Origin of the sequence: Providencia sp. PROV205, from assembly GCF_028479505.1 — a bacterium.
GTDB lineage: Bacteria > Pseudomonadota > Gammaproteobacteria > Enterobacterales > Enterobacteriaceae > Providencia > Providencia huaxiensis.
On the sequence record NZ_JAMPNU010000005.1, the window covers coordinates 114,560 to 138,511 of the forward strand.

Here is a 23,952-nt window from a genome sequence, read left to right on the forward strand (position 1 = left end):
CATTCCTGTAAACGTACTGTGTGTCATACGCTCACACTGCTAACACAGGGTAAATAAAGCCTGTGAAAAGGCTCAGCAACAATGTCATTAATATTGTTGCTGGCCTGAAATAACCTCAATTTTATAGGCTAATTATTATTTTAAATAAGGAAAATATTTATCTTTATTTTCAAGCATAAGAATAAAACTATATTCTTGAGCAATATCATCTAACGCATTAAAGCGGCCCGATTTACCACCATGCCCTGCATTCATATTCGTTTCTAATAATAATAATGAATTGCCTTGTTTAATATCTCGCAATTTAGCCACCCATTTTGCAGGTTCCCAATATTGAACTTGTGAGTCATGTAGCCCTGTCGTCACTAATATATGTGGATAATGCTGTGCTTTGATATTGTCATAAGGGCTATACGCTTTAATTCGCCAGTAGTCCTCTTCATTCTCAGGGTTACCCCACTCATCATACTCCCCAGTGGTCAATGGGATTGACGGGTCTAACATTGTGGTCACCACATCAACAAATGGAACAGCGGAAACAACACCCTCGTATAAATCAGGTGCCATGTTCACTACAGCGCCCATTAATAGCCCACCAGCACTTCCGCCCATGGCATACACATGGCCTGCTTTACCATAACCTTCTGATAATAACCCTTTGGTTGCATCAATAAAGTCAGTAAAAGTATTCATCTTGTGGATTGTTTTGCCTTGTATGTACCAATTTTTACCTAAGTCACCACCACCACGAATATGAGCAATCGCGTAAACAAAGCCACGATCCAGTAAAGACAAACGAGATGAGCTAAATGAAGGGTCAATACCATATCCATAAGCGCCATAACCATAGACTAACAATGGGTTTTGGCCATGTTTGAAAAGATCTTTACGATAAACCAAGGAAACCGGAACTTTTACTCCATCTTGTGCAGTAACCCAAATACGCTCACTTTGGTAGTTTTGCTTATTAAAATCTTTAACTTCTTCTTGTTTTAAAAGCTGTTTTTCTTGAGTCAGCATATTAATTTCATATACTGAAGACGGTGTGGTCATTGATGAATAGCCGTAGCGTAATATATCTGTATCAGGCTCAGGGTTATTACTAATCCATGCCATATACGTTGGGTCATCAAAGCTTACTTGATTTTCTTTATGCGTTAACCAGCTGATTTGGCGAATATTTACTAAGCCATTTTGGCGCTCTTCTATCACTAGCCAATTATTAAATAAAGCAAAACCTTCAAGGTCAACCCCATCACGTGGTGCTATAAAACTTGCCCACGGAGCTGAAATATTGTCTGCAATATATAAACCAAATAATGGGTGCTGGTGATTAGAACGAATATAGAATTTACCGTTGAAATGATCAGGATAGTACTCAACACCTGTTTGACGAGGTTTTAAGATTTTAGCGTCATTTTGTGGCTGATTTGCATCAATTAACCGGTATTCAGAGGTTTCAGTACTCGTGATACCAATTAAAATAAAATCTTTTGAAGTTGATTTCGATAAACTAACGTAAAAAGTATCATCCTTTTCTTCGTACACCAGTTTGTCTTGAGTTTGCTGTGTGCCATATTGGTGCCTAACGACTTGATAAGGAAGCAATGTTTGCTTGTCCTTATTCACATAGAATAGCGTTTGGTTGTCATTGGCCCAAACAATATTACCTGATGTATTGGTTAACACATTTTCTTGCCACTCGCTCTCATCAATTTTGCGAAATGACACGACAAATTCATTACGCCCTTGGCGATCTTCAGCGATGGCAAGCGTGGTATTATCTGGCGAAATCGCTAATGCGCCCATACGATAATATTCAGTGCCTTCTGCACGTTCATTACCATCAACTAATACAGCCCATTCACCCTGGCTATTTACCGGGCGTCTTTCATATATAGAGTAGTTTTTACCTGCAACCACTCGTGAGCGGTAAGTATAACCATTATAATTATAAGGAACTGATTCATCATCCTGCTTCATACGCGAAAATAGTTCATCGTAAATTTCTTTTTTTAACGGCTCACCTTTTTCAAGTTGTTGCTGCGTATAATTATTTTCTTGCGTTAAATATTCGATAACTTCGGGAGACTCACGCTGGTCATCTCTTAACCAGTAATAGTTGTCAACACGGACATCTCCGTGAGTGGTAATGGTATGAGGTTGCTTTTGTGCTATTGGTGCTGACATTCTTTCCTCCGCAGCACTAGTGGCTGCATATAAACCAAGTAATGTAATAAGACAAAACTCAGTGAGTTTATTACGCATAATTAATCCAATCTATTTTTCATTAAGAGTAAAATCAATAGGGATCCTGACCGTTACCCGCCCATTAATTAAAATTTCGGCCGGTGGTTCAGGTAACGGTGCTGCCCTTGAGAGCACCTGCAACGCTTCTCTGTCCAAAGATCGCGTTCCAGATGAACTCACCAAGTCGCTACCAAGTAAAAAACCTTGTGGGTCAACCGTGAATGTCACGGTTGATTGACCAACTCGCCCTCGCCTTACGGCATCTTCAGGGAACCGCTTGTATTTATTTAGTTTTCCCAATACTTGAGCTTCCCACAGCCTTTTCGCGTTCTCTATCGATTGTGACTGGCTATTAAATTCTGCCGCAATTTTCTGCGTCTGTAATGGTGCTGCTGCATCACTGGTGACAGGAGCATCATTGGCTTTTGAATCAGTCGCTTGTTTTTGTTCAACCACCTGCTTTTCATGTTTTTGTTTTTTGACTTCAACTGTTCGCTGTTTACTCACCGCCTTAGCCACTTGCACTTCTGCCTGCTCATTGACTGCTAGGGGTGGGATAATTTTATCTTCAGACGGTACCTCATGAACTTGACTCGCCACAGACAACTCTTGTAACTGACCAATGTTAGCTTCTGTCAATTGCACCGCTTGCGACTCAATCGAAATTTCCATGACCACGGATGGCGGTGGCAATAACTCTTCCCATTGTTGATTGTGAGTTACCCATAAATACACGCCAACAACCACAACATGAAGAGCGATTGCCAATGCGAGCCAACCACTCATCTTTGTCGTTCGCTTTAAATACTCATTTTCAAATGTTGTTATACTCATTTTTATCTTTCATACTTACGTATTCTCACATAAACGCAAATGATAATTAATAACAAATGAAAATGGAAATCATTTCTTAATGAAAATAAAGATTACTTCACAAAATTAACTTTTTTGAAATCATTAGGTTGCTATTATTTAGTCATCATTTAGGTGTATACCACACAAAATCCGCATGTAAGTGGTCTATTTCTTCCCCTCTTTCCGAAATAATTAACACTTTCATTGGTTCATCAGGGGCGAGATCTTGCACATGCAAGGGGACACCAATAGCTCTTGTTGCATGGTAGCCACCTGCGAACAGAAGCGCTGGTGTAGGCGCATTTAATAACGACTCTGCCATACGACGATCACGCAACTGCTGTACGAACGTCATTTTTATAACTTGTTCCGCTGTAAGCTCCCCACCATGAGAACTTTCAATCGTTTTGCTGATAAGTTCTTGAACAATAGGCTGAGTAGAATACTGCCCCGCTATCGATGACGGGTTAGCATAGGCGGCAAGCACCTCTTCTTTGTCTAAATTTGCAGACAATAGTGGATAAGGTGAGCTCAGCAAATGGCGGATTAAAGACCCATATTGTTCCCAAGGCCAGCCGCTATTCCAATTTAAGGCAGACTGTAACTTTTCGTCACGAATATAGGGGTTACTTTGCATCTGTGCCTGTACACGGCTCACGCCCTTTTGCTGTGAAGGTGTCAGCATTTCGAGTAAAACCGCGCCTTGAGGACGTATTTTTGGCATTTCTTGTGCAAGCCACTGCTCAATTTGGTGGTGATAGTGGTTATCATGCTTTTCTCCCACGATCACACGTGGAGATTGAGCAAGCTGCTCAATTAATTGTTGAGGAGTTAAAGTCTTACCTGTTGCTAAGTCAATAATTTGGTTACTAACTGTTAGTTGGTTATCTAATTGTACGGTTGTCGGTTCAACTTTTTGTGTACAACCAATAAGAAAGAATAACCCAACCATCAAAGTGGCTATTCGAGAGGTCAATCTAATTGAAATCATTATGCTTTCCGTCTTGTGTAGTCAAACCCACAAGATACAGATAATGAGAATCATTTTCAATAAAAAAGGCCACTATGAAACCATAGAAGCCTTTAAAAGGGATTAACTAATATTAACCGTTAGAGAGGATTTGTTTGAGCCTCAACAACCGCTAAAGCAACCATATTCACGATACGGCGTACCGACGCAATTGGTGTCAAAATATGCACAGGTTTCGCAACCCCCATCAACACCGGCCCGACAGTCACACCATCAGAGCTAGTCACACGCAGTAAGTTATAACTAATACGTGCCGCTTCCATATTTGGCATTATTAATAAATTTGCTGAACCTTTTAATGGGCTATCTGGCATCACATCTTTACGGATAGACTCAATTAATGCGGCATCCGCATGCATTTCGCCGTCAATTTCAAGATGTGGGTCACGTGCTTTGATCATCGATAACGTATCACGCATTTTTTGTGCTGATGAGCAATCTGAAGAGCCAAAGCTAGAACGCGATAACAGCGCGACTTTCGGTTCAATACCAAAGCGTCTTACCGTATCCGCTGCCATTAACGTGATTTCAGTTAGCTCTTCCGGTGAAGGGTCTTCATTGACATAAGTGTCTGCAATGAATGTATTCCCCGTTGGCAGTAATAATGCGTTCATTGCACCAGCGGTGTGAACACCTTCGCGGAAACCAAACAGTTCTTTAACCACTTCGTAGTGTTCGCCATAACTTCCGACAGTACCACAAATCATCCCGTCAGCTTCACCACGTAACACCATGATCCCACCAATTAAGGTTGGGTTATTAATCACTGCACGGCGTGCCATTTCTTGGGAAACACCACGACGTTTCATGATTTGGTAATATTCTTGCCAATACTCTTTATAACGCGGGTCATTTTCATTATTGACCACTTCAAAATCTTTACCTAACTCAATATGTAGGCCAAGTTTTTGAATACGCATTTCAATCACACTTGGACGCCCAACTAAAACTGGGAAAGCTAAACCTAAAGAAACCAGCTCTTGAGTGGCATGTAATACACGTTCTTCTTCCCCTTCGGCTAAAACAATGCGTTTTTTCGCAGTCTTCGCTTGGGAGAAAATAGGCTTCATAAATAAGTTTGTTTTATAAACAAATTGGTTCAATTTTTCGATATAAGCATCGAAATCTTCAATTGGACGTGTTGCTACCCCTGAGTCCATTGCCGCTTTTGCCACAGCCGGTGCAATTTTAACAATCAAACGTGGGTCAAATGGTTTCGGAATAATATACTCAGGGCCAAAGAATAGATCTTGATTGCCATACGCTGAAGCCACTTCTTCGCTTTGTTCTGCCAATGCCAAATCTGCAATGGCGTACACACAAGCCAGTTTCATCTCTTCATTTATCGTTGTTGCACCGACATCTAACGCACCACGGAAAATGAATGGGAAACATAACACGTTATTAACCTGATTTGGGTAATCAGAGCGACCGGTACAAATGATGGCATCAGGACGAACTTCTTTCGCTAACGGTGGCAATATTTCAGGTTCAGGGTTAGCCAATGCTAAGATCAGTGGATCTTTTGCCATGGTTTTCACCATTTCTGGCGTTAAAAGGCGAGGACCTGAACAACCTAAGAAAATATCTGCATTAGGAATAGCATCCGCTAAAGTACGTTGACCGTTATCTTCAATTGCATACGCGGCTTTAGTCACATCCATGCGCTCGTCACGGCCTTTATAAATCACCCCTTTGGAATCACAGACGGTGATATGTTCGCGTTTCAACCCTAACGCGACTAATAGATTCATACAAGCGATTGATGCTGCCCCTGCGCCAGAAACGACTAGGCGAACATCACCAATCTCTTTTTTGACAATCCGTAGGCCATTAATGACAGCGGCAGTACAGATGATCGCCGTTCCGTGTTGGTCATCATGGAATACAGGGATTTTCATCCGCTCACGGAGTTTTTGTTCAATATAAAAGCATTCTGGTGCTTTGATATCTTCTAAGTTAATACCGCCAAAAGTCGGCTCAAGGGATGCTATGATATCCACGAGCTTGTCTGGATCGGTTTCATCAACTTCAATATCAAAGACATCAACACCAGAAAACTTTTTAAATAGTACACCTTTCCCTTCCATGACGGGCTTACCAGCCAAAGCACCGATATTACCTAACCCAAGAACAGCAGTACCATTAGACACCACCCCGACAAGGTTACCTTTAGCCGTGTAACGATAAGCTTTAAGTGGGTCATCTGCAATTTCAAGACATGGCACTGCAACACCTGGTGAGTATGCTAATGCGAGATCTCTCTGGGTTGTTAGGGGTTTAGTTGGGGTAACCGTAATTTTCCCAGGATGTGGAAACTCATGAAAATCAAGAGCACTTTGTTTTAATTTATCATCCATCGTCAAGTCCTTTCAAAATAAGTAAGGTAAGAGCGATAACAGTATAAACACATCTCACTAGCAAATCATGATCATACCTGCAATTTCCAGAAAAATCTTTCAGTTACAGCCTTTCAGTGACAATAGAGTTAGGCCACTATTAGAGTAAAACGTAATCGCTTTGATTATATCGCAATACCGTTTTAATTATTAAAAATAAAACTAAAATAATTTATAGTTAATTTCATGATGGTAATATATATAAATAATTAATTACCTAACAACACTGTGTAATTCCGTTTCAAAACCACTTATTTTTAATTTTAATTTAAATATTAGATATGAATTTTCTGATTTTAATGTATTATCGATAAACACCTTATTTTATTAGCATAGCTATTCAAATTAATTAAAGAAGTAACATTAATAATATACCAAACTGGTTTTATAATTATTAATATACTTATTAAATATAATAAACATATTGAAATTAGATTGTCTATTTTATGGGGAATACTTAACTAGACTTTGACGTTTGAGACATAAAAAAGGAACCCTCTATGTCTAAATATACAGTAATGATTATTGATGAGCACCCTATTATACGCTTGGGATTGCGTCAGCTCATAAATACAGATACACACTTTAGTGTCACAGCAGAGTGCTCTTGTTGTTACGAAGCCTTAAGTATCGCAAGGCACCTACAGCCTAATCTCATTATCATCGATACCAATATTCAAGGTATTAAAACATTTGAAACCATGCGATTACTTCGTAAACACTGCAATGACAGTTACTTACTAGTGTTATCTGCATCAACAATTAAAACAGATATATATGGTGCTATTGATGCAGGTGCACAAGGTTATTTATTGAAAAGCAGTGAACTTGACATGCTATTTTATAGCATGAAGAAGGCCTCTAGAGGGCAATTGGTTTTTAGTGAAAAAATATATCAACATCTTATTTCACGTCATAATTATAATGATCCGCTATCAGCACTGACGAAACGAGAATCTGAAATTTTACATGAACTGGCTGTCGGCTTGAAAAATCGTGAAATATCTAATTTGCTTTTTATTTCTGAGGAAACCGTTAAAGTTCACATTCGAAATATTCTTAAAAAGTTACGCGTTCGCTCTCGTCTAGAAGCTAGTTTAATTTATATGCGCTCAAGATAATTTTTTTTAATATATTAATTGTCGAGGCTAAGTCACATAGTTTTTAATTATAAGGTTATTATATATTTCTCAAGTTTGGGCTAGATCCCAAGTGATTTTTGCCTCATTATGTAAGGATTATCGCTAGTTTTTTTGAGGAAAATCATATGCCAAATACATCTAACTCTCCTTATATCATGTACGGAATTAAAAACTGTGACACCATTAAAAAAGCACGCCGTTACTTAGAAGATAATGGCGTTAACTATCAGTTTCATGATTATCGTGTTGATGGTATTAGCGATGAATTACTTTCTACCTTTATGGAACATATTGATTGGGAAGTGTTAGTCAATAAACGGGGAACAACGTGGCGTAAACTGACTGACGATGAAAAGAATGCAGTTGTTGACGCAGACAGTGCAAAAAAAGTACTACTTGCAGAGCCTGCCATGATCAAAAGGCCCGTACTTGTTTCTCCAGATAACCAATACTTAGTTGGGTTTAACGCTAATGACTACCAAAACTTCATTCGATAATCAGGTGGATATAATGGATTGCCCCGTTATTCAGCTTGCCAAAGAATTAATTACTCGCCCTTCTATCAGCCCCGATGACCAAGGCTGCCAAGCAATACTTACCGAGCGCTTAAACCAACTTGGTTTTACTGTTGAACCCATGCATTTTGGTGACACATTGAATTTTTGGGCACATCGAGGTACTCAGGGGCCAACCCTTGCATTCGCAGGTCATACCGATGTTGTACCGGCAGGCAATAGCGAAAATTGGCAGACTCCGCCGTTTAACCCAACAATTATAAATCAGCATCTATATGGCCGTGGTGCTGCTGATATGAAAGGTTCAGTCGCAGCAATGGTTATCGCCGCAGAGCGTTTTGTCAAAAAACACCCTCATCATCCGGGACGCTTGGCCTTTTTAATCACATCTGATGAAGAAGCTGCTGCGTTGGATGGCACGGTTAAAGTTGTTGAAACATTAATAGCACGTAATGAGCGCGTTGATTACTGTTTAGTCGGTGAGCCGTCAAGCCAATCACAATTAGGCGACATCATAAAGAATGGACGTAGAGGCTCTATTACAGCGAACTTAACTATTTTGGGTACACAGGGACACGTTGCCTATCCCCATTTAGCGGACAACCCGGTGCACCGCTCAACCGCTTTTTTGCAAGAGCTCACCTCAACTATCTGGGATAACGGCAATGAGTTCTTCCCTGCCACTACCATGCAAATTGCCAATATCCATGCAGGTACTGGGGCAAGTAATGTGATCCCCGGAGAGTTATTTGTTCAATTTAATTTTCGTTTCAGCACAGAATTGACTGACATACAGATACGTGACAGGGTCACTAACATGTTAGACCGCCATGGCCTTACATACAAAATTGAATGGTCATTATCTGGGCAGCCATTTTTGACTGAAAAACAAGAGCTTGTCACTGCAACTCTGCAAGCAATTCATGAACTGACAGGTCTTAACGCAGAGTTATCGACAAGTGGTGGAACATCGGATGGTCGTTTTATCGCCCAAATGGGAACTCAAGTGATTGAGCTCGGCCCATTGAATGCCACCATACATAAAGTTGATGAATGCGTTAGTGTCAAAGACTTGCAACAACTGGCCTTAATTTATGAGCGAGTCATGGAGCTATTGTTATTATGATCACCATCGCAATGCTAACAGGCCGTTCCACGGACCATTTAGTGACACTTGGCGGCTCTCATCGCCTACAGTTTAATGCCACCAAAGCATTTTTAGCCATGCAACAAGCAGCGGTAAAAGCAGGCTTCAAGTTACAGTCAGCAAGTGCATTTCGTGATTTTTCACGTCAACAGTTAATTTGGAATGAAAAATTCACCGGCCTTCGCCCTGTTCTTGATGCACAGAGCCAACCTCTAGATATTACAGCCCTTTCTGAAGGTGAGCTTTGTGAGGCGATTTTGCATTGGTCTGCATTACCCGGTGCAAGCCGTCATCATTGGGGAACCGAAATAGACGTGTATGACCCATTACGTATCCCAGCTGGGCAAACATTGCAGTTAGAACCTTGGGAGTATGAAACTGGCGGCTACCTTGCTGAACTAAATCACTGGCTCACGGATAATATGGCGACATTTGATTTTTATCGCCCTTTTACTGCCAAAAATGCAGGGGTTGCCTATGAACCTTGGCATATTAGCTACTGGCCGTTATCCCATGAAGCTGAACAGCTATTGATGCCAGAAGTGATTAAGCAAGTTCTAGAACAAGAGGATATTTGCGGGAAAAACTGGTTAAACAGTAACTTAGATTATGTATTCGAACGCTATATTAGAGCTCCTGAATAACCCCTAAGTTAGCAAAGCAACTTCTATCACGCCTCATAAATCACATTACATAATTTATGAGGCTTTTTTATTTTTCGTGGAAATTTGTTCATCAACAACTGGAAGTCGATACATAAAAATAAGCAGCCAACACAACAGTGCCAATAAGCCAATTTTCAACCATACATAACTAACAACCCAGATTGATAATGAAAAAGTAAGTATTATCAATATAATTGCTTTGGGTTTCGCCCCTTTAGGTAGCCCTCTGTGCTTTTGCCAATGACGGATATACCCCCCAAACCAAGAGCGATATAATAACCAATGATGAAAGCGTGGAGATGAACGAGAAAAGCACCATGCCGCCAGCAATAAGAAAGGCGTAGTCGGCAAAACAGGAAGAACGACGCCAGCAAAAGCCAGCGCAACAGCTAACCATCCAATAACAATGAGGAACAATTTTTTCAAAATTACTCCTCCTCTCTAATAAATAAATTAAATGGTAAAAACCGCATAAATTTTGTGGTAACTCATAATAATATCAATGGTATACTCTAATGGTAAACAAGCTTAATGAAAAGTCGCTTTTGCCTGTTGGAATGATTATTACTAGCAGTGACTAGGGTAACTAAGCGATATCAACGCACAGACAGCTCAAAGAATGGCTCTCTCAACCCATTCTAAATTATTTGAGTTGTATGAAGGCGATGAGTGAAGGCATCCCTAGGAGCATACAAAAGTATGTGACTAGGGTAACTGAGCGATATCAACGCACAGACAGCTCAAAGAATGACGAATGGAAGGTAATGTATGCAATGGTTAGCCGACTACTGGTGGATAATTTTACTCTTATTGGTAGGTATTATCTGGAATTCAGTCAAAGAAATGATGAAATTGGACCCCAAAAAGTTTTTAGATGACAAGCCAGAAATTCCCCCACATCAAGATAATAACCACCTTTGGGATGATGAAGACGATTGGCCTAAAGACAAGAAGAAATAACCTTTTGCTTTATCTCCGCTAACAGCGTGGGTTGGTATTGTTTTACCTGTATACCAACCTCTTCTCTTACTCGTTGTAGCCATTGCTTTTGCCCTGTTATACCAACATCTGCGCAAATCTGTGCGATGGGCTCACATGACACCAAATGCCGTCTGAGAAGCGAAAGCCCGTTTTTTTCTTCCTTCAATAAGCGCAGAATAGCACTTTCACTCGCAGAAATGGGCCGTTTAAACTCACTAAATCCAATGAGTTCAACCCAATCATCCGTCGTTAATTGCTGCTGTGAGTCTGTTGTGAAAGCAAACTCTTGTAAATCACTGCGCCAATATAGGTCACGTTTTAGCCGTAACTCCCCCTGTTCACAGAGTTGGTATGCACGGTTTGAAATCGGTAGAATAGCCATTGCGGTAAAACAGCCACTGCTTGCTTCTTTATGAGTGCCAATGCGTATCAGCCTAAAACCGGCTTTTTGCCAAAAAGCCGTTAAATCAGGTGTTAGCCCAAAACTAACAGATAAAAAATCCAACCCTTGCTCTGTAGCAACTGTTTTTTGTTTTTCTAACAGCGTTAAACCAATTTGGCGCCTACGGTGGTGCGCATCAACAGCAATACGCATTATACGGCGAGATTGCCACTGTGCCGCATTAGGAAAAGCACTGTGAGCAGCCAATGACTGGACAACCAAATTCCCTCTAGGTCGACGAAGACCAGCCCATATTTGCCAACTCAATGATTCGGTTAATTGTCCTTCATCCACCATCCATAATGCACCTAAATAAGCACAATCATGAAGCTCCGTTTTTGCTACCATAAAATGTTGCTGTTGGGCATCCAATAGTCGTCGTAAATCTAATGGTGACGTTCGATAGTGTGCGCTCATCAATAGGCCATAAAATGCGCTTAGTTTTTCATTATTTTCTACTAATGACGCCTGAGTTAACGCTTTATATTCAACAGTTTCAGTAATAACCGTTTGATAGGTGGGCTCTTGCAGTAATAGAGCGCTATTAACCCATGATTCTAAGACGTCATTAGCCGCATAGCGCATAGGGCTATCAAGTTGCAATAACCTGAAATGCGTGAGGCTTGCGCAAAATTTCAACATGAAACCACGCCCTGTTCCCTCATAGCCATCGACGGTTGTGGTCAATAAAACACGGGGAAAATACTCAACCAGCTCTCGTAAAATATAATTAGGAATAGCGGAAGCTTCATCGATGATCAGCCAATCTGCTGTTATTTTTTCATTGCTGCGGCAGTAGGCTAATAAGTTATCAGGTGACCAAAAGTTAATCGGTTGGCCTGCATGTCGGCTTAATACTTCCGTCGCCACTTTGGCGGGTGCACAGCACCAACACTCTCCCCCAAATTGTTGTATTAACATGCCTGCTATTGCCGATTTTCCGCGCCCTCTTGGCGCTATTAAGCCCCAAATTCCATGTTCTGCGCTTAATAATTGGCTAATTATTTGTTGCTGTTGTTTTGTTGGCTGGCCTGTAGGTGCTTGCCATAACGGTTTGTTTTTTAGCAATGGAAAATCAGGTTTATCCCCTTGTTTATAAAATAAAATATCAGAGGATGCTTCAAAAGTCCGTTGCAGATGGTGAACAAAATTCGGTGTCGAAATAACCCCAGATTGTTCATTCCAACGAAGGCTGTCGATATCATTATTTGTCGCCCACTCAGATTGCGGTGCGGTGCATAATATTAACAAGCTCCCTGCTTTTAACGTGCCAGCAAGCATGGCTAGCGCTTCGCTATGAAAGCCTTCACGCACATCAAAGATGCCATGCAAAAATTCACGGCCCAATAATAGATGGGCATTTTCAGGGGAAACACCGTGAGGCAAGTTTGATGAAATTGTTAACCAGTCGCCATCAATAGTTGTTTGAATTTCGTTGAGTTGCTGTTCCACCCACACATTGTCGCCAGAAAGAACCATAAGACGACGCATGCCAACCAGATGCAGCTGCTCGATAATAACAGGAAGTAATTTCAACATCGTAATGCTATGATTTACCAATTAATAATGACAATATCCCTGCCGCGATTAAAGGCCCCACAGGCACACCACGGAATAAAGCTACACCAATCACGGTTCCAACAAGTAAGCCTGCAACAGTAGACGGTTGGTGGGTCATTAATGTGACGCCTCGGCTACCCAGCCAAGAAACGGCGATCCCAATAACAATTGCCAGAATCGATTTCCAATTCAAAAATGAGCCCAATACCTCACTAGCGGTTATTTTGCCGCTCGCAATTGGTGTCATAACGCCGATAGTTAAGATAAGTATGCCAATGGTTAAACCATATTTTTCAATCCATGGAAAATAATTATTCAATGGTGTTATTCTGACTACCAATAAAAATAGCATCGCAAGGGTGACTGTCATATTATGACTGATAATACCTAACCCAGCTAATACCAAGAGAATGATTAGTGTTGGATCAACATGACTCATAGATTTGTCCCTGTAAAACGCACAATTATAATTTATTTGAAGTCAATCGACTGACTTAAAAACATGTTATTGGCTCATCATCAAAGAAGCAAATATTAACGCCAACTCTTTTTATTTTTATAACGATATTTTTAATTAATAATAAGCCACTATCTCTGCACAGTTAATTAACCAAAATGTGACATTTGAGCTATTTTTTATTCGCTATTTAATGCTTCTAGAAAAATAGTCACTCAGAATATCTGACGGCGCCGCCCTTAATTGAACAAAAATTAACATGGTAATACGGATAATCCTGACCATCGATAAAACTTAAGCTAAATATTCGGAATATTCATCACTGTTTATTTTTTTACTTCTCGCTTTTTTTTATATTTATCATTATAAAAACCAACTTATGGTGCCTTTTGCTGAAGATAGACCGAAATACCTTTACCGCCAGACAATCCATCTCAATTGCGTATAATAATCACGACCAATTAATACTGAAAAATCATAACTTCACATTATTTATAATTTTAGTGATTTCAATGGTTGTGCGACGCTCAGCGCAAGCACAATTATTAGGATTAATAATATGAATCAACTTTTATCACCCTATTCAAACGCTCGTTTTATTGCCATCCGCTTCGTCCCTGGCGAAGATGTGATCTTAACATTAAGACAAAAAATTGAGCAGTATGGCCTACAAGCTGCATTTATTGTCAGTAGTGTCGGCAGCTTAACTGACGTTGCACTGCGTTTTGCAGGCCAAGAGAATACCTTTCAAACAACCGGTAAGTTTGAAATTGTTTCATTCATTGGCACGTTAGATGCCCAAGGTGAACACCTGCATTTGTCTGTCTCTGATGAATACGGAAAAGTTCTTGGTGGTCATATGATGCCGGGTTGTACTGTTAGAACCACATTAGAGCTGGTTATTGGCGAACTTGAGAAAGTTAATTTTACTCGTGAACCTTGCCCGTTGTCTGGTTATGAAGAGCTGATTATCACGTCTCGTTAATTTTATTATTTTATTACTGTAAGGAATGACTTTGTCATGGGTAAAACGTCGATTATCTCTAGTCGCACTCTGACTTTAATTGTGTTTTCTATTGCCATTAATATGGTCATTGGCCAATTAAGTTCGATGCTAAAATTGCCTATATTTTTAGATTCTATCGGAACGCTAATTTGTGCATTATTAGCTGGCCCTTGGGTTGCATTATTGAGTGGCTTATTAACGAATTTATTATGGGGTTTACTCAGCGGCCCAATTGCAGCGGCTTTTGCCCCTGTAGCAATGATGATTGGCCTGAGTGCTGGGTTATTAGCTCGTGCAGGTGGTTTTCGCACCTTACCAAGAGTGATCTTATCCGGTGTTGTGATTACTTTTGCGTTAATGATCGTTGCTGTTCCCATTCGCACTTACTTATTTGCAGGAACAACTGGTAGTGGAGCTGACTTTTTTGTCGCGTATTTTCATGCAGTTGGCGATAACTTATTAGAATCAGTAGCAATTACGGTATTAGGCGCCAATATTGCAGATAAAGTTGCATCAGCCATTATTGCTTGGTTACTGGTTCGACAGTTACCAGAACGCGTTCAACGTAATTACCCAAATATGGCTAAGGTCCGTTAGATGCATCCATTTACCTCGCTGACAATTTGGTTTTGGCTCAGTGTCACTTCGCTTTTTTTACCATTGGGTTGGCCATTAATTCTGCTAGGTTGCAGCACTTTCGCTGCTTTAATATTTTGGCGGCCAGCCCGCCACCGTTGGAAGATTGTTGCATGGATTATGCTTCCCATGGCTGCAGGGCTTTGGTTAATTCATGGTGGATGGCTAGCTCAGCTATTAACTGGAGCCACTTTAAAAAATAGCCGCCCTGAATTTGCGTTGGCATTGTGGTTTAAGTTATTAACGATTATTAGTGCTTCTCAACTTTGGCTGCAATATGTACCGACTGAACGCTTTATTCGGGCTTTATTTGCTAGCCGTTTACCTGCGAGTTTCGCTTACCTACTCGCTGGCCCATTACTACTTGCCGAACAACTTCGTCAACAATTAGGCACCATCCGTGAAGCACAAATAGCCAGAGGCGTTCCTCTTGATGGTCGCTTTTGGCAACGTATTACATCGTTACCTGCCCTATTGTTTCCACTTGCCAGTAATACCTTGAGTGAACTGAGTATTCGTGGCGCTGCATTAGATATGCGTGGCTTTCGCTATTGTACTAAACGCACGACATTGAACCCACCGGTGGATAGCACCCACCAAGCCTTGCTCAGGTATGGGTTAGTTTTGTTAATTGTTATTGAAGGCGGTCTTTCTCTGTGGTGGTGAATTTACAACAAATGCGCTTCATTCCACAAGGCGCGGAACAGTCCCTATTAGGGCCAATTGACCTTCAGCTCAATGCAGGCCAATGGCTATGTGTATTGGGTGGTAACGGTAGTGGAAAAAGTACGTTAGCACAAATACTTGCAGGTTGGCACAATGACCTCATTCAGGGGGAAATTGAAGGAGCCGCAGAGGTATTGCAAGCCCCCTTAGCTGACAGCTCTGTGGTTCAGGTGTCTATCTCACGCCAACTTGTTCAACAATCCCCCCAATTACAACTTTCAGGCTGCGCGTTTACCGTTGAACAGGAAATTGCATTCGGGCCTGAGAACCTCGGTTTAACACCCGACGAAATTAGTGAGCGAGTTGAAGTTGCCATTGAACTCACATTTTGTGAGGCACTGCGTACGCGCCACCCTGCCACCTTATCCGGCGGTGAAGCACAACGCGTCGTGTTAGCAAGTGCATTAGCGATGCAGCCTAAACTCCTGTTACTTGATGAAGCTTTTAGTCGGCTAACACCCAGTGCAACACAGCGCATATTAGCCCAGTTACAACGCTATACAGAACAAACGGGCTGCAGCATTATTTTTTTTGAGCGTAACTTACTACCGGCTATCAGTTTCTGTGGCCTATTTCTTTTGCTAAGTACGGGGCAAGCCTTTCAAGAAGCAGGAAAAATGGTCTCAACAGGCAGTTTAAATGATGTTTTTCTTGATGCTCTTGAAACAATCAATATGCCAGATGCATGGCGGGTGATAGGTGAGCTGGTCAAATTAGGGCATTGGCAAGAAAATATTCCCCACGATGAAGCGCAATTGCTACAGATGTTTAAGGAGCAATATGTTACAGCTTAACAATCTGAGTTATCGTTGGCCAAGTTCAACTATTGATAATATACAATCTTTATCTCTATCTATTCACCCTGGTGAATGGGTTGCTTTGGTTGGGGATAATGGTGCAGGAAAATCAACATTGTTGCGCCTTTTAGCGGGGTTATTACAACCAACACAAGGCGACATTCTGCTTGAAAGCCAGCCGCTTCACCTTCTCTCTTCACCACAAAGAGCCAACCATATCGGCATTTTATTCCAAGAAGCTGAGAAACAAATTTTTCATAGTTGTGTGCGTGATGAAATTGCGTTTGGCTTAAAACGCCAGAAATATCCTAAACGTGATATTCAAGACCGAGTACATCAGGCACTTGAAATTTGCCATCTATCCGACATAGCGGATAAACACCCTTTAGATTTGCACGCAGGCCAACGTAGGATGGTTGCTGTTGCTTGTTTAGAGGCTGTTTCCCCTAAGCTATTGCTACTTGATGAACCAAGCCGTGACTTTGATGCCTTTTGGATGCGAAAATTTGAAGATTGGCTGACATTACAACGCGAAAAAGGGGTAACTGTCGTTTCGATTAGCCACGACCTTGATTTTGTTGCCCGCCATTTTCAGCGTGTATTGCATCTATCAAAGGGGAATCTAATTGCTGATGGTCAACCACTGGAAGTATTAGGTCATCCAGAATTACAAGTTGAAAGCCCACTTCCCGCACCGACATTGATGTCACTTAGTCAGCAACTACAAATAAATACCACGGATACCACTCTCTCTTCATGGGTCACTCATTTGATTCACCAATAGCCGCCTTGGGTTAATGGCTAAAAAAATAGCCTGCAATGCAGGCTAAAATATCATTCAAATTATAGGAAATTGATTAATCTAACTGCACGCCAATACGACGTGCGACTTCTTCGTAAGCCTCAATTAAGCCGCCAAGGCTCTGACGAAAACGGTCTTTATCCATTTTATTGAGCGTTTCTTTGTCCCATAAACGGCTACCGTCTGGAGAAAACTCATCGCCTAAGACGACTTGGCCTTTATACAAGCCAAACTCCAGTTTAAAATCGACTAAAATTAGCCCTGCATCAGCAAAAATTTTACTGAGCACTTCATTGGCTTTGTAGCTTAGCTCACGCATTTTTGCCAAGTTTTCTTTACTCACCCAGCCAAATGTCTCACAGTACGATTCATTCACCATCGGGTCGTGCTTGGCATCGTCCTTTAAGAATAAATCAAATAAAGGCGGGTTTAACACCATGCCTTCTTCAACACCTAAGCGTTTTACCAGTGAACCTGCTGCACGGTTGCGGATCACACACTCAACAGGCACCATATCTAACTTTTTCACCAGAGCTTCTGTGTCAGACAATAATGCTTCCATTTGCGTTGGAATACCGGCGGCTTCTAATTTGCTCATAATGAAATGGTTAAATTTGTTATTTACCATACCTTTACGGTCAAACTGCTCGATACGTTCACCATCGAGTGCTGATGTATCATTGCGGAACTCCAGAACCAGTAGATCAGGATCCTCTGTGGTATAGACTGTTTTTGCCTTACCACGATACAACTCAGCTTTCTTTTGCATCTTACACACTCCAGAGATGTGATTAAACTAAACAAAATCAACCTGCACAGCAGATTCAGATAAGTAACAGAAGAACAAAAACCAACCAAATGGCCTATTCATTGTTAATTTTCTGCTCTGTATCAGTCAGTTACTGGAATTCACCATGCGAAACGCTAACTAGCTGATATTCAATATTTTATAATTCACTGCTAATCATGATAATAAAATTCCCGAGCAGACGCAAACGATTACTTAACCATAAACACTGATTTTTTGTCCATTTGTTTTAGGTGGAAATATGAAAAATAAAATTAGCGTTGCAGAGAGGAAAAAATTAAAACTAACGAAAGGCCAATTAATAATTAGCTAAGCATATAAATTACGATAGAAATAACATGAACCAAATACAGAGAATAAATCATTAGAGAGGTTATTCTATTTAGATTAAGGGCGTTTTACTGATGGCCACCAACCTATGTGTATGAATATCAATATCTTTCCCCCAATACAACTCCATCCAATTTAAGTAAAAATCATCCATATCTTTAATCGGGATCAATAGGCGGTTTTCTTCTTCACCATTTGAGGCGTAAACATAATATTTTTTATCAAATGCCCAATTGATCATGGTTTCCCAAAAACGTTGACCTGCATCTGTTTGCTCTTCATCGGTTACCATAATGCAATATGTATTAAGAAGGTAAGCAAAAAACTGACGAGGTAAATCTTTGATAATTTTAATATATTGATGAGCAGTGCTTCGCCAAACTTTAATTTGTGTGCACGTTATCTTCCCGATCACAATGTCTTTGCGAAATTTTAGTTCAACGAGATAAAGAGTTTCCGGCTTTTCCCCATTAGCAATCAAGCGATATTGTTGTTTCCTGAGTGATTTTACGAGTCGGTAACCTTCCGGTATATCAAACCCCTGCAAACTAAAGTCTATTACCCCTTTAGTTAGAAAACACTGTGTATTTTCTATATTACTGGCTGTTATTCTCAATTTTTGGTTAAACTCAGCCCCTGATATTTTCCTTGGCATACAATCACGACTATTTTTGATGGGTTTCATCGCGTGATTATCCATCCCTCTTCTCCTTGATGTTAGCGATTTTCGTTGAAGTATATCCGAAAATAGTGGGATGACAAATCCATCAAACTTAATTTAGCCCTATCAATAATTGATGTTTATAACGCCACTACGCGATTAAAATTACCCATAAATAAAAAAACCGCAGCTTGTATTTAAGCTACGGTTTAATTAACAATCTCAAAATGTTGAATTATGACTTTTTAGCGGGTGCTTTACTAAACGCTGCTTTCAGCGCGGCAACCATTTCATCATTTTGTTTTTGTGTTAAAGGCACACCTTTAGTGGTGATAAATTGCAGTGTACTACGGTTATTTAAGTCACCGACCTGCACTTTATAGTCTGCTTCTGGCACAGTTGGGTCATCAATGCCCAAAGCCTGCCATTCTGAGCTGCTTAAACCTTTGTAAGTCACCATTACAGAACCACTTGAACGTGTACGGTCACCCACTTTCATACCAACACTTTCTAAGGTGTGAGGTAAACGCTCCCATACTGCGTCAAATGGTGCACGAACGACAATTAAAGGTAAGCCAGTATCATCACTACCCGTTTGAACATCTATAATGCCATATGCGTTTTGAATGCTACCTTTGTTTGAGGTATCACGTAACGTATATAAGTTATCGGTTAATTCATTCAATAACAGCTTGTTATATCGTTGAGTTTCGACAACATCGGTAATTGTCTCTCCACCTTGACGTAAACCTAAGCTTGTTACCGTCAATGCCATCATACCGTTTTCGGGTTGTACCGTGACTTTATGGCGGCTTTCAATTGGAACGTTTTCATCTGCACGGTCCCATTTCACCCAATCGGTTTCAATTGAGCGAGAACCATCATCTTTAGAGGACACTGGAATATTTCTTTGCTCTAAGATCATTGTAACTTGTGACCAAAGCGCACTATTTTCAGGTGTATTTTCTAGCAACAAACGGCTTGCTTGAGCGCTATCCTCTGTACGAGAACCCGCTAATTGCGAAATTGTCAGTACTGGTGGACGAATGTCTAACGCTTTTCCTATTGCCCCTGTTGATGTGGCTTTAGGGATATCATACTCACCATTTTGTTCTGGTAATGTCAGCCCTTGTGGCACATTCAACACTTTCAATGGCGCAGCATTGAGATATTCCTCATCACCACTGACCTGACGTTTATAGCGCTGATCGCTGGAGCAGGCTGCCAGTAACACGACAAGTGACAGGCCAGCAACCTTCATAACCTTCGATTTTTGCAATAATGTTGCCATTAAAATTCCCTAAATTTTACAGTAACCCAGCGAGCTTCAAGGCTTCCTCAACTTTTTGCTGGCCTGAGGTGGTTAACGGTGTCATTGGCAACCGTAATGTACCATCTGCAATCAGACCTAAGCGATGACAGCCCCACTTCGCTGGAATTGGATTTGGTTCAACAAATAACTGAAGATGAAGCCCCATCAGTTTTTTATTTAATTCACGCGCCTCAGTATATTTGCCTGCAAGCGCTAAGTCACACATTTTTACCATCTGCGGTGCAGCAACGTTGGATGTGACTGAAATAACGCCTTGACCACCCAGTTGCATGAAATCAAGTGCTGTTGCGTCATCACCTGTTAACAGTACAAAATTATCATCAACCAGTTCTTTGATTTGATGAACCCTAGCTAAGTTCCCTGTTGCTTCTTTAATTGCAACAATATTCGCCAGTTTTGCTAAACGCCCCACGGTTTCAGGCAACATATCACAGCCCGTCCGTGATGGTACATTATAAAGAATTTGTGGCAAGCTGGTGTTTTCTGATATTGCTTTAAAATGCTGATATAACCCTTCCTGAGAAGGCCTATTATAATAAGGTGTTACTGTCAGGCAAGCAACTACACCGCTGTTTTCAAAATCATTTGTCAGAGAAATAGCTTCCGCTGTCGCATTTGCACCCGCTCCTGCAATAATAGGAATACGGCCATCTGCTAACTCGAGTGTCGCTTTTACGACATCGACATGCTCTTTATGCGTTAAGGTTGCTGACTCGCCAGTTGTACCAACAGAAACAATAGCAGTTGTTCCACTTTCAACATGGTAATCCACCAATTTTTTTAGGCTGGCTTTATCTAAACGCCCTGCCGAATCCATTGGTGTGATAACTGCAACAATGCTTCCCGTTAAAAAATCTTTATAATTTGCGTTTCCATTAGCCATAGCGATACCCCCTCAATAATTGAACCCCCATGTTACTTTTTCATTTCAAAGAAGAAAACCACCCAACAGCAAGAATTTAATGAATTTTGTTAATGCCGAGGACATTAACTTAAATAGAAGTAATAATTCACTGATATTTCTCGCAAGAGTCTATTTCCCCTCTTGGCAGATTCCCTTTTTTATGGTTTCCTTAACTTCATAGTCAGTCAGTTTTTAATGCCCGAATTTTACGGCGATATTCTAATCAAATATTTAACTGACATAATTACAATACTAAGGAATAGACTTTGCCTAAGACTGAACAGCAATTTCTTGTCATTACTGCGCTGGGAACAGATCGTCCGGGCATTGTGAATACCATTACACGCCTCGTCAGCGAGTGTGACTGTAATATTGAAGATAGTCGCTTAGCGATGTTTGGCAAGGAATTCACCTTTATTATGATGTTATCCGGCAGCTGGAATGCGATCACCCTTTTAGAGGCAACATTACCACCTAAAGGCGCTGAGCTTGATTTGCTCATCGTAATGAAAAGAACCCAGAGTGTCCAAACAACCTATTACCCATCAACCGTAACCGTGAATATTGTTGTCGACGATGCACCTCGTATTGTCGAGCAATTCACAAATTTATTCACAACTTCGCAGTGTAATATCGCAGAGCTTGTTTCTAAAACACAACCAGCCAATAATGATATGCCCGCTCAACTGGAGATTCAGATTACTGCACACGACCCGTTGGACGATAATGGCATAATTATAAAAAATAAATTTCAACAACTGTGTACAATGCTAAATGCCAAAGGCAACATAAGTATTGTTAACAACCCCAATATGCAAAGTTAACGGAGATATATGTAATGAACCCATTGAAAGCCGGTGATAAGGCGCCTCAATTTAGCCTTCCTGACCAAGATGGTGAGCTCATCAATCTTTCTGATTATCAGGGTCAACGCGTATTAGTTTACTTTTATCCTAAAGCGATGACGCCTGGCTGTACTGTTCAAGCGTGTGGTCTACGTGATGAAATGGATACACTTAAAGCGAAAGGTGTCGAAGTATTAGGTATTAGCACAGACAAGCCAGAAAAACTGTCTCGTTTCGCTGAAAAAGAGATGTTGAACTTCACTTTATTATCAGATGAAGACCACCAAGTATGTGAGCAATTTGGAGTTTGGGGTGAAAAACAATTCATGGGGAAAACCTATGATGGAATTCATCGTATTAGCTTCCTCGTTGACCCTACTGGGAAAATAGAGCACGTCTTTGACAATTTTAAAACCAGTAACCACCACGAAATCGTGCTTGATTACATAAATACACACGCTTAATCGTCACTGCATAGTGCTGTATGCCCCCATACAGCACTATTCCTAACCTAGTTTGTTGGTTCCGTTGTTTCTTCCGGCCATACATGAATAACCGCTTTAATCAGTGTTGCTAACGGTATTGCAAAAAACACCCCCCAGAAGCCCCATAACCCACCGAAAATCACAACAGATAAAATAATCACAAGTGGATGTAAATTCACCGCTTCAGAGAACAATAAAGGCACAACAACGTTGCTATCCAAACCTTGGATCACTAAATATGCCAACATTAAGTACCAAAACTCGCTGCCAACACCATACTGAAAGAGCGCAACAATAACCACTGGGATCGTAGCCGCTACCGCACCAATATAAGGGATTAATACCGCCACCCCGACTAGAACCGATAACAATACAGAATAGCGCAGGTCAAAATATGCAAAGCATAAATAGGTTGCCACCCCAACAATCACCATTTCTGTGACTTTTCCGCGTAAGTAGTTGGTGATCTGTTCATTCATTTCAACCCAAACTTTCCCCACTAACAAACGGTTTTTGGGTAACAACTTGAGAAAACTTTTGCTAATGCGTTCTTTATCTTTCAAAAGGAAGAATGTCATCAATGGCACGAGAACTAAGTAAACCGCTAAAGTAAAAATACCAATTAACGAAGCAACTGACGCTTTAACTACTGAGTCTGCAATACCTGACATACGGCTACGGAGGTTATCTGCCATCATATCGATGATGCCAACATCCACCAATGCGGGATATTGTTCTGGCAGTTTCTGTGCAAATTCATTGAACCGGTTTACCATATTTGGTAGATCGGCCATCAAATTAATCCCTTGCTGCCATGCCGTTGGCGCAATAATTAAAATAACCATGGCACTTATTCCAGCAAATAAGGTCAAAATGATACCAACAGCAACTGAACGGGATAGCCCTATGCGCTGTAATAAATTTGTTGGCCATTCAAGCAAATAAGCTAAAGCAATTGCCGCCAGCAACGGAGCCAGTATACTGCTGAAAAAGAAGATGATCACAAACCCTGATACGAGTAATGTAAAGAGGGCTATGGCTTGTGGGTCAGCAAAACGCCGACGATACCACTGTAAAAACAATTCCAGCATTTATTGCTCCTGGGGAATAGCATAAAGGACAGTTCCTAAAGTAACGAAAATTATACCGAAGAACAGATTTTACGATAGCTTTTGC

General features: G+C 40.8%; 24 protein-coding genes. 12 read left to right on the plus strand and 12 right to left on the minus strand.

The annotated features are described in order from the left end of the window. Positions 1–135 precede the first annotated feature (135 nt). The 4 genes from PR800_RS05535 to maeB all read right to left on the minus strand — a co-directional run bounded on the left by PR800_RS05535 (position 136) and on the right by maeB (position 6,495). Positions 136–2,268 carry a S9 family peptidase gene (locus PR800_RS05535; RefSeq protein WP_272530363.1) on the minus strand — a complete coding sequence of 711 codons (2,133 nt, stop codon included), beginning with the start codon at positions 2,266–2,268 and terminating at the stop codon, positions 136–138. Positions 2,269–2,280: 12 nt separating this feature from the next. Beyond that, positions 2,281–3,084 (minus strand): energy transducer TonB family protein, encoded by an 804-nt coding sequence (locus tag PR800_RS05540; RefSeq protein WP_210848027.1) that lies wholly within the window; start codon positions 3,082–3,084, stop codon positions 2,281–2,283. 145 nt (positions 3,085–3,229) lie between these two features. Continuing rightward, the gene (locus PR800_RS05545) at positions 3,230–4,096 is read right to left on the minus strand and encodes a ChaN family lipoprotein (protein WP_272530364.1); all 867 of its coding nucleotides are present in this window, start codon (positions 4,094–4,096) and stop codon (positions 3,230–3,232) included. Positions 4,097–4,215: 119 nt separating this feature from the next. After that, on the minus strand, positions 4,216–6,495 hold the full coding sequence (gene maeB, locus PR800_RS05550; protein ID WP_102139844.1) for an NADP-dependent oxaloacetate-decarboxylating malate dehydrogenase: 2,280 nt from the start codon (positions 6,493–6,495) through the stop codon (positions 4,216–4,218). 539 nt (positions 6,496–7,034) lie between these two features. Here maeB and PR800_RS05555 point away from each other — a divergent pair. From PR800_RS05555 to PR800_RS05570, 4 genes are all read left to right on the plus strand, one after another. Continuing rightward, entirely contained in the window at positions 7,035–7,655 is a 621-nt protein-coding gene (locus tag PR800_RS05555; protein WP_206275955.1) for a LuxR C-terminal-related transcriptional regulator, read from the plus strand. Between the two features lie 146 nt (positions 7,656–7,801). Next, entirely contained in the window at positions 7,802–8,173 is a 372-nt protein-coding gene (locus PR800_RS05560; RefSeq protein WP_168222845.1) for an ArsC family reductase, read from the plus strand. 13 nt (positions 8,174–8,186) lie between these two features. Then, positions 8,187–9,317 (plus strand): succinyl-diaminopimelate desuccinylase, encoded by a 1,131-nt coding sequence (gene dapE, locus PR800_RS05565; RefSeq protein ID WP_272530365.1) that lies wholly within the window; start codon positions 8,187–8,189, stop codon positions 9,315–9,317. After that, the gene (locus tag PR800_RS05570; RefSeq protein ID WP_272530366.1) at positions 9,314–9,982 is read left to right on the plus strand and encodes a M15 family metallopeptidase; all 669 of its coding nucleotides are present in this window, start codon (positions 9,314–9,316) and stop codon (positions 9,980–9,982) included. Before dapE ends, PR800_RS05570 begins: the two co-directional genes overlap by 4 nt. A 54-nt stretch (positions 9,983–10,036) precedes the next feature. Here PR800_RS05570 and PR800_RS05575 read toward each other — a convergent pair whose 3' ends face one another. After that, a complete protein-coding gene (locus tag PR800_RS05575) occupies positions 10,037–10,429 on the minus strand; it encodes a DUF454 family protein (RefSeq protein WP_102139840.1) in 393 nt (130 codons plus the stop codon). 342 nt (positions 10,430–10,771) lie between these two features. Here PR800_RS05575 and PR800_RS05580 point away from each other — a divergent pair, with 342 nt between their 5' ends. Further along, the gene (locus PR800_RS05580) at positions 10,772–10,963 is read left to right on the plus strand and encodes a YpfN family protein (protein WP_109912443.1); all 192 of its coding nucleotides are present in this window, start codon (positions 10,772–10,774) and stop codon (positions 10,961–10,963) included. Here PR800_RS05580 and PR800_RS05585 read toward each other — a convergent pair. Together PR800_RS05585 and PR800_RS05590 are read right to left on the minus strand one after the other, a co-directional pair. Continuing rightward, positions 10,944–12,965, minus strand: coding sequence for a tRNA(Met) cytidine acetyltransferase TmcA (locus PR800_RS05585; protein WP_272530367.1), 2,022 nt, complete (start codon positions 12,963–12,965; stop codon positions 10,944–10,946). The genes PR800_RS05580 and PR800_RS05585 overlap by 20 nt on opposite strands. Before the next feature lie 7 nt (positions 12,966–12,972). Then, entirely contained in the window at positions 12,973–13,425 is a 453-nt protein-coding gene (locus tag PR800_RS05590; RefSeq protein WP_102139838.1) for a DUF441 domain-containing protein, read from the minus strand. Positions 13,426–14,002: 577 nt separating this feature from the next. Between PR800_RS05590 and PR800_RS05595 the strand changes: the two genes are divergently transcribed. From PR800_RS05595 to PR800_RS05615, 5 genes are read left to right on the plus strand one after another with little or no spacing between them, the layout of a single operon-like run. Beyond that, on the plus strand, positions 14,003–14,428 hold the full coding sequence (locus PR800_RS05595; RefSeq protein ID WP_210848023.1) for a PPC domain-containing DNA-binding protein: 426 nt from the start codon (positions 14,003–14,005) through the stop codon (positions 14,426–14,428). A gap of 36 nt (positions 14,429–14,464) precedes the next feature. After that, positions 14,465–15,046: an ECF transporter S component gene (locus PR800_RS05600; protein WP_125891130.1), complete on the plus strand. Its 582-nt coding sequence runs from the start codon at positions 14,465–14,467 to the stop codon at positions 15,044–15,046. Beyond that, the gene (locus PR800_RS05605; protein WP_272530368.1) at positions 15,047–15,751 is read left to right on the plus strand and encodes an energy-coupling factor transporter transmembrane component T; all 705 of its coding nucleotides are present in this window, start codon (positions 15,047–15,049) and stop codon (positions 15,749–15,751) included. Further along, positions 15,742–16,605: an energy-coupling factor ABC transporter ATP-binding protein gene (locus PR800_RS05610; protein ID WP_272530369.1), complete on the plus strand. Its 864-nt coding sequence runs from the start codon at positions 15,742–15,744 to the stop codon at positions 16,603–16,605. The genes PR800_RS05605 and PR800_RS05610 overlap by 10 nt, the downstream gene beginning before the upstream one ends. After that, positions 16,592–17,392 carry an energy-coupling factor ABC transporter ATP-binding protein gene (locus tag PR800_RS05615; RefSeq protein WP_272530371.1) on the plus strand — a complete coding sequence of 267 codons (801 nt, stop codon included), beginning with the start codon at positions 16,592–16,594 and terminating at the stop codon, positions 17,390–17,392. The genes PR800_RS05610 and PR800_RS05615 overlap by 14 nt, the downstream gene beginning before the upstream one ends. 73 nt (positions 17,393–17,465) lie before the next feature. Here the strand turns inward: PR800_RS05615 and purC are convergent, their stop codons facing one another. The 4 genes from purC to dapA all read right to left on the minus strand — a co-directional run bounded on the left by purC (position 17,466) and on the right by dapA (position 21,425). Further along, positions 17,466–18,179: a phosphoribosylaminoimidazolesuccinocarboxamide synthase gene (purC, locus tag PR800_RS05620; protein ID WP_004911363.1), complete on the minus strand. Its 714-nt coding sequence runs from the start codon at positions 18,177–18,179 to the stop codon at positions 17,466–17,468. Positions 18,180–18,600: 421 nt separating this feature from the next. After that, the gene (locus PR800_RS05625; RefSeq protein WP_241098748.1) at positions 18,601–19,248 is read right to left on the minus strand and encodes a hypothetical protein; all 648 of its coding nucleotides are present in this window, start codon (positions 19,246–19,248) and stop codon (positions 18,601–18,603) included. A 196-nt stretch (positions 19,249–19,444) separates the two neighbouring features. Beyond that, positions 19,445–20,500 (minus strand): outer membrane protein assembly factor BamC, encoded by a 1,056-nt coding sequence (gene bamC / locus PR800_RS05630; RefSeq protein ID WP_102139832.1) that lies wholly within the window; start codon positions 20,498–20,500, stop codon positions 19,445–19,447. A 16-nt stretch (positions 20,501–20,516) separates the two neighbouring features. Beyond that, positions 20,517–21,425 carry a 4-hydroxy-tetrahydrodipicolinate synthase gene (gene dapA / locus PR800_RS05635; RefSeq protein ID WP_102139831.1) on the minus strand — a complete coding sequence of 303 codons (909 nt, stop codon included), beginning with the start codon at positions 21,423–21,425 and terminating at the stop codon, positions 20,517–20,519. Between the two features lie 287 nt (positions 21,426–21,712). Between dapA and PR800_RS05640 the strand changes: the two genes are divergently transcribed. Both PR800_RS05640 and bcp read left to right on the plus strand, forming a co-directional pair. Then, a complete protein-coding gene (locus PR800_RS05640) occupies positions 21,713–22,270 on the plus strand; it encodes a glycine cleavage system transcriptional repressor (RefSeq protein WP_102139830.1) in 558 nt (185 codons plus the stop codon). Positions 22,271–22,284: 14 nt separating this feature from the next. Then, positions 22,285–22,755, plus strand: a complete 471-nt coding sequence (gene bcp / locus PR800_RS05645) for a thioredoxin-dependent thiol peroxidase (RefSeq protein WP_004253548.1) — start codon at positions 22,285–22,287, stop codon at positions 22,753–22,755. Positions 22,756–22,802: 47 nt separating this feature from the next. On the opposite strand, the gene PR800_RS05650 is transcribed toward bcp, so the two are convergent. Further along, positions 22,803–23,867 (minus strand): AI-2E family transporter, encoded by a 1,065-nt coding sequence (locus PR800_RS05650; protein WP_102139829.1) that lies wholly within the window; start codon positions 23,865–23,867, stop codon positions 22,803–22,805. Between the last annotated feature and the right edge of the window lie 85 nt (positions 23,868–23,952).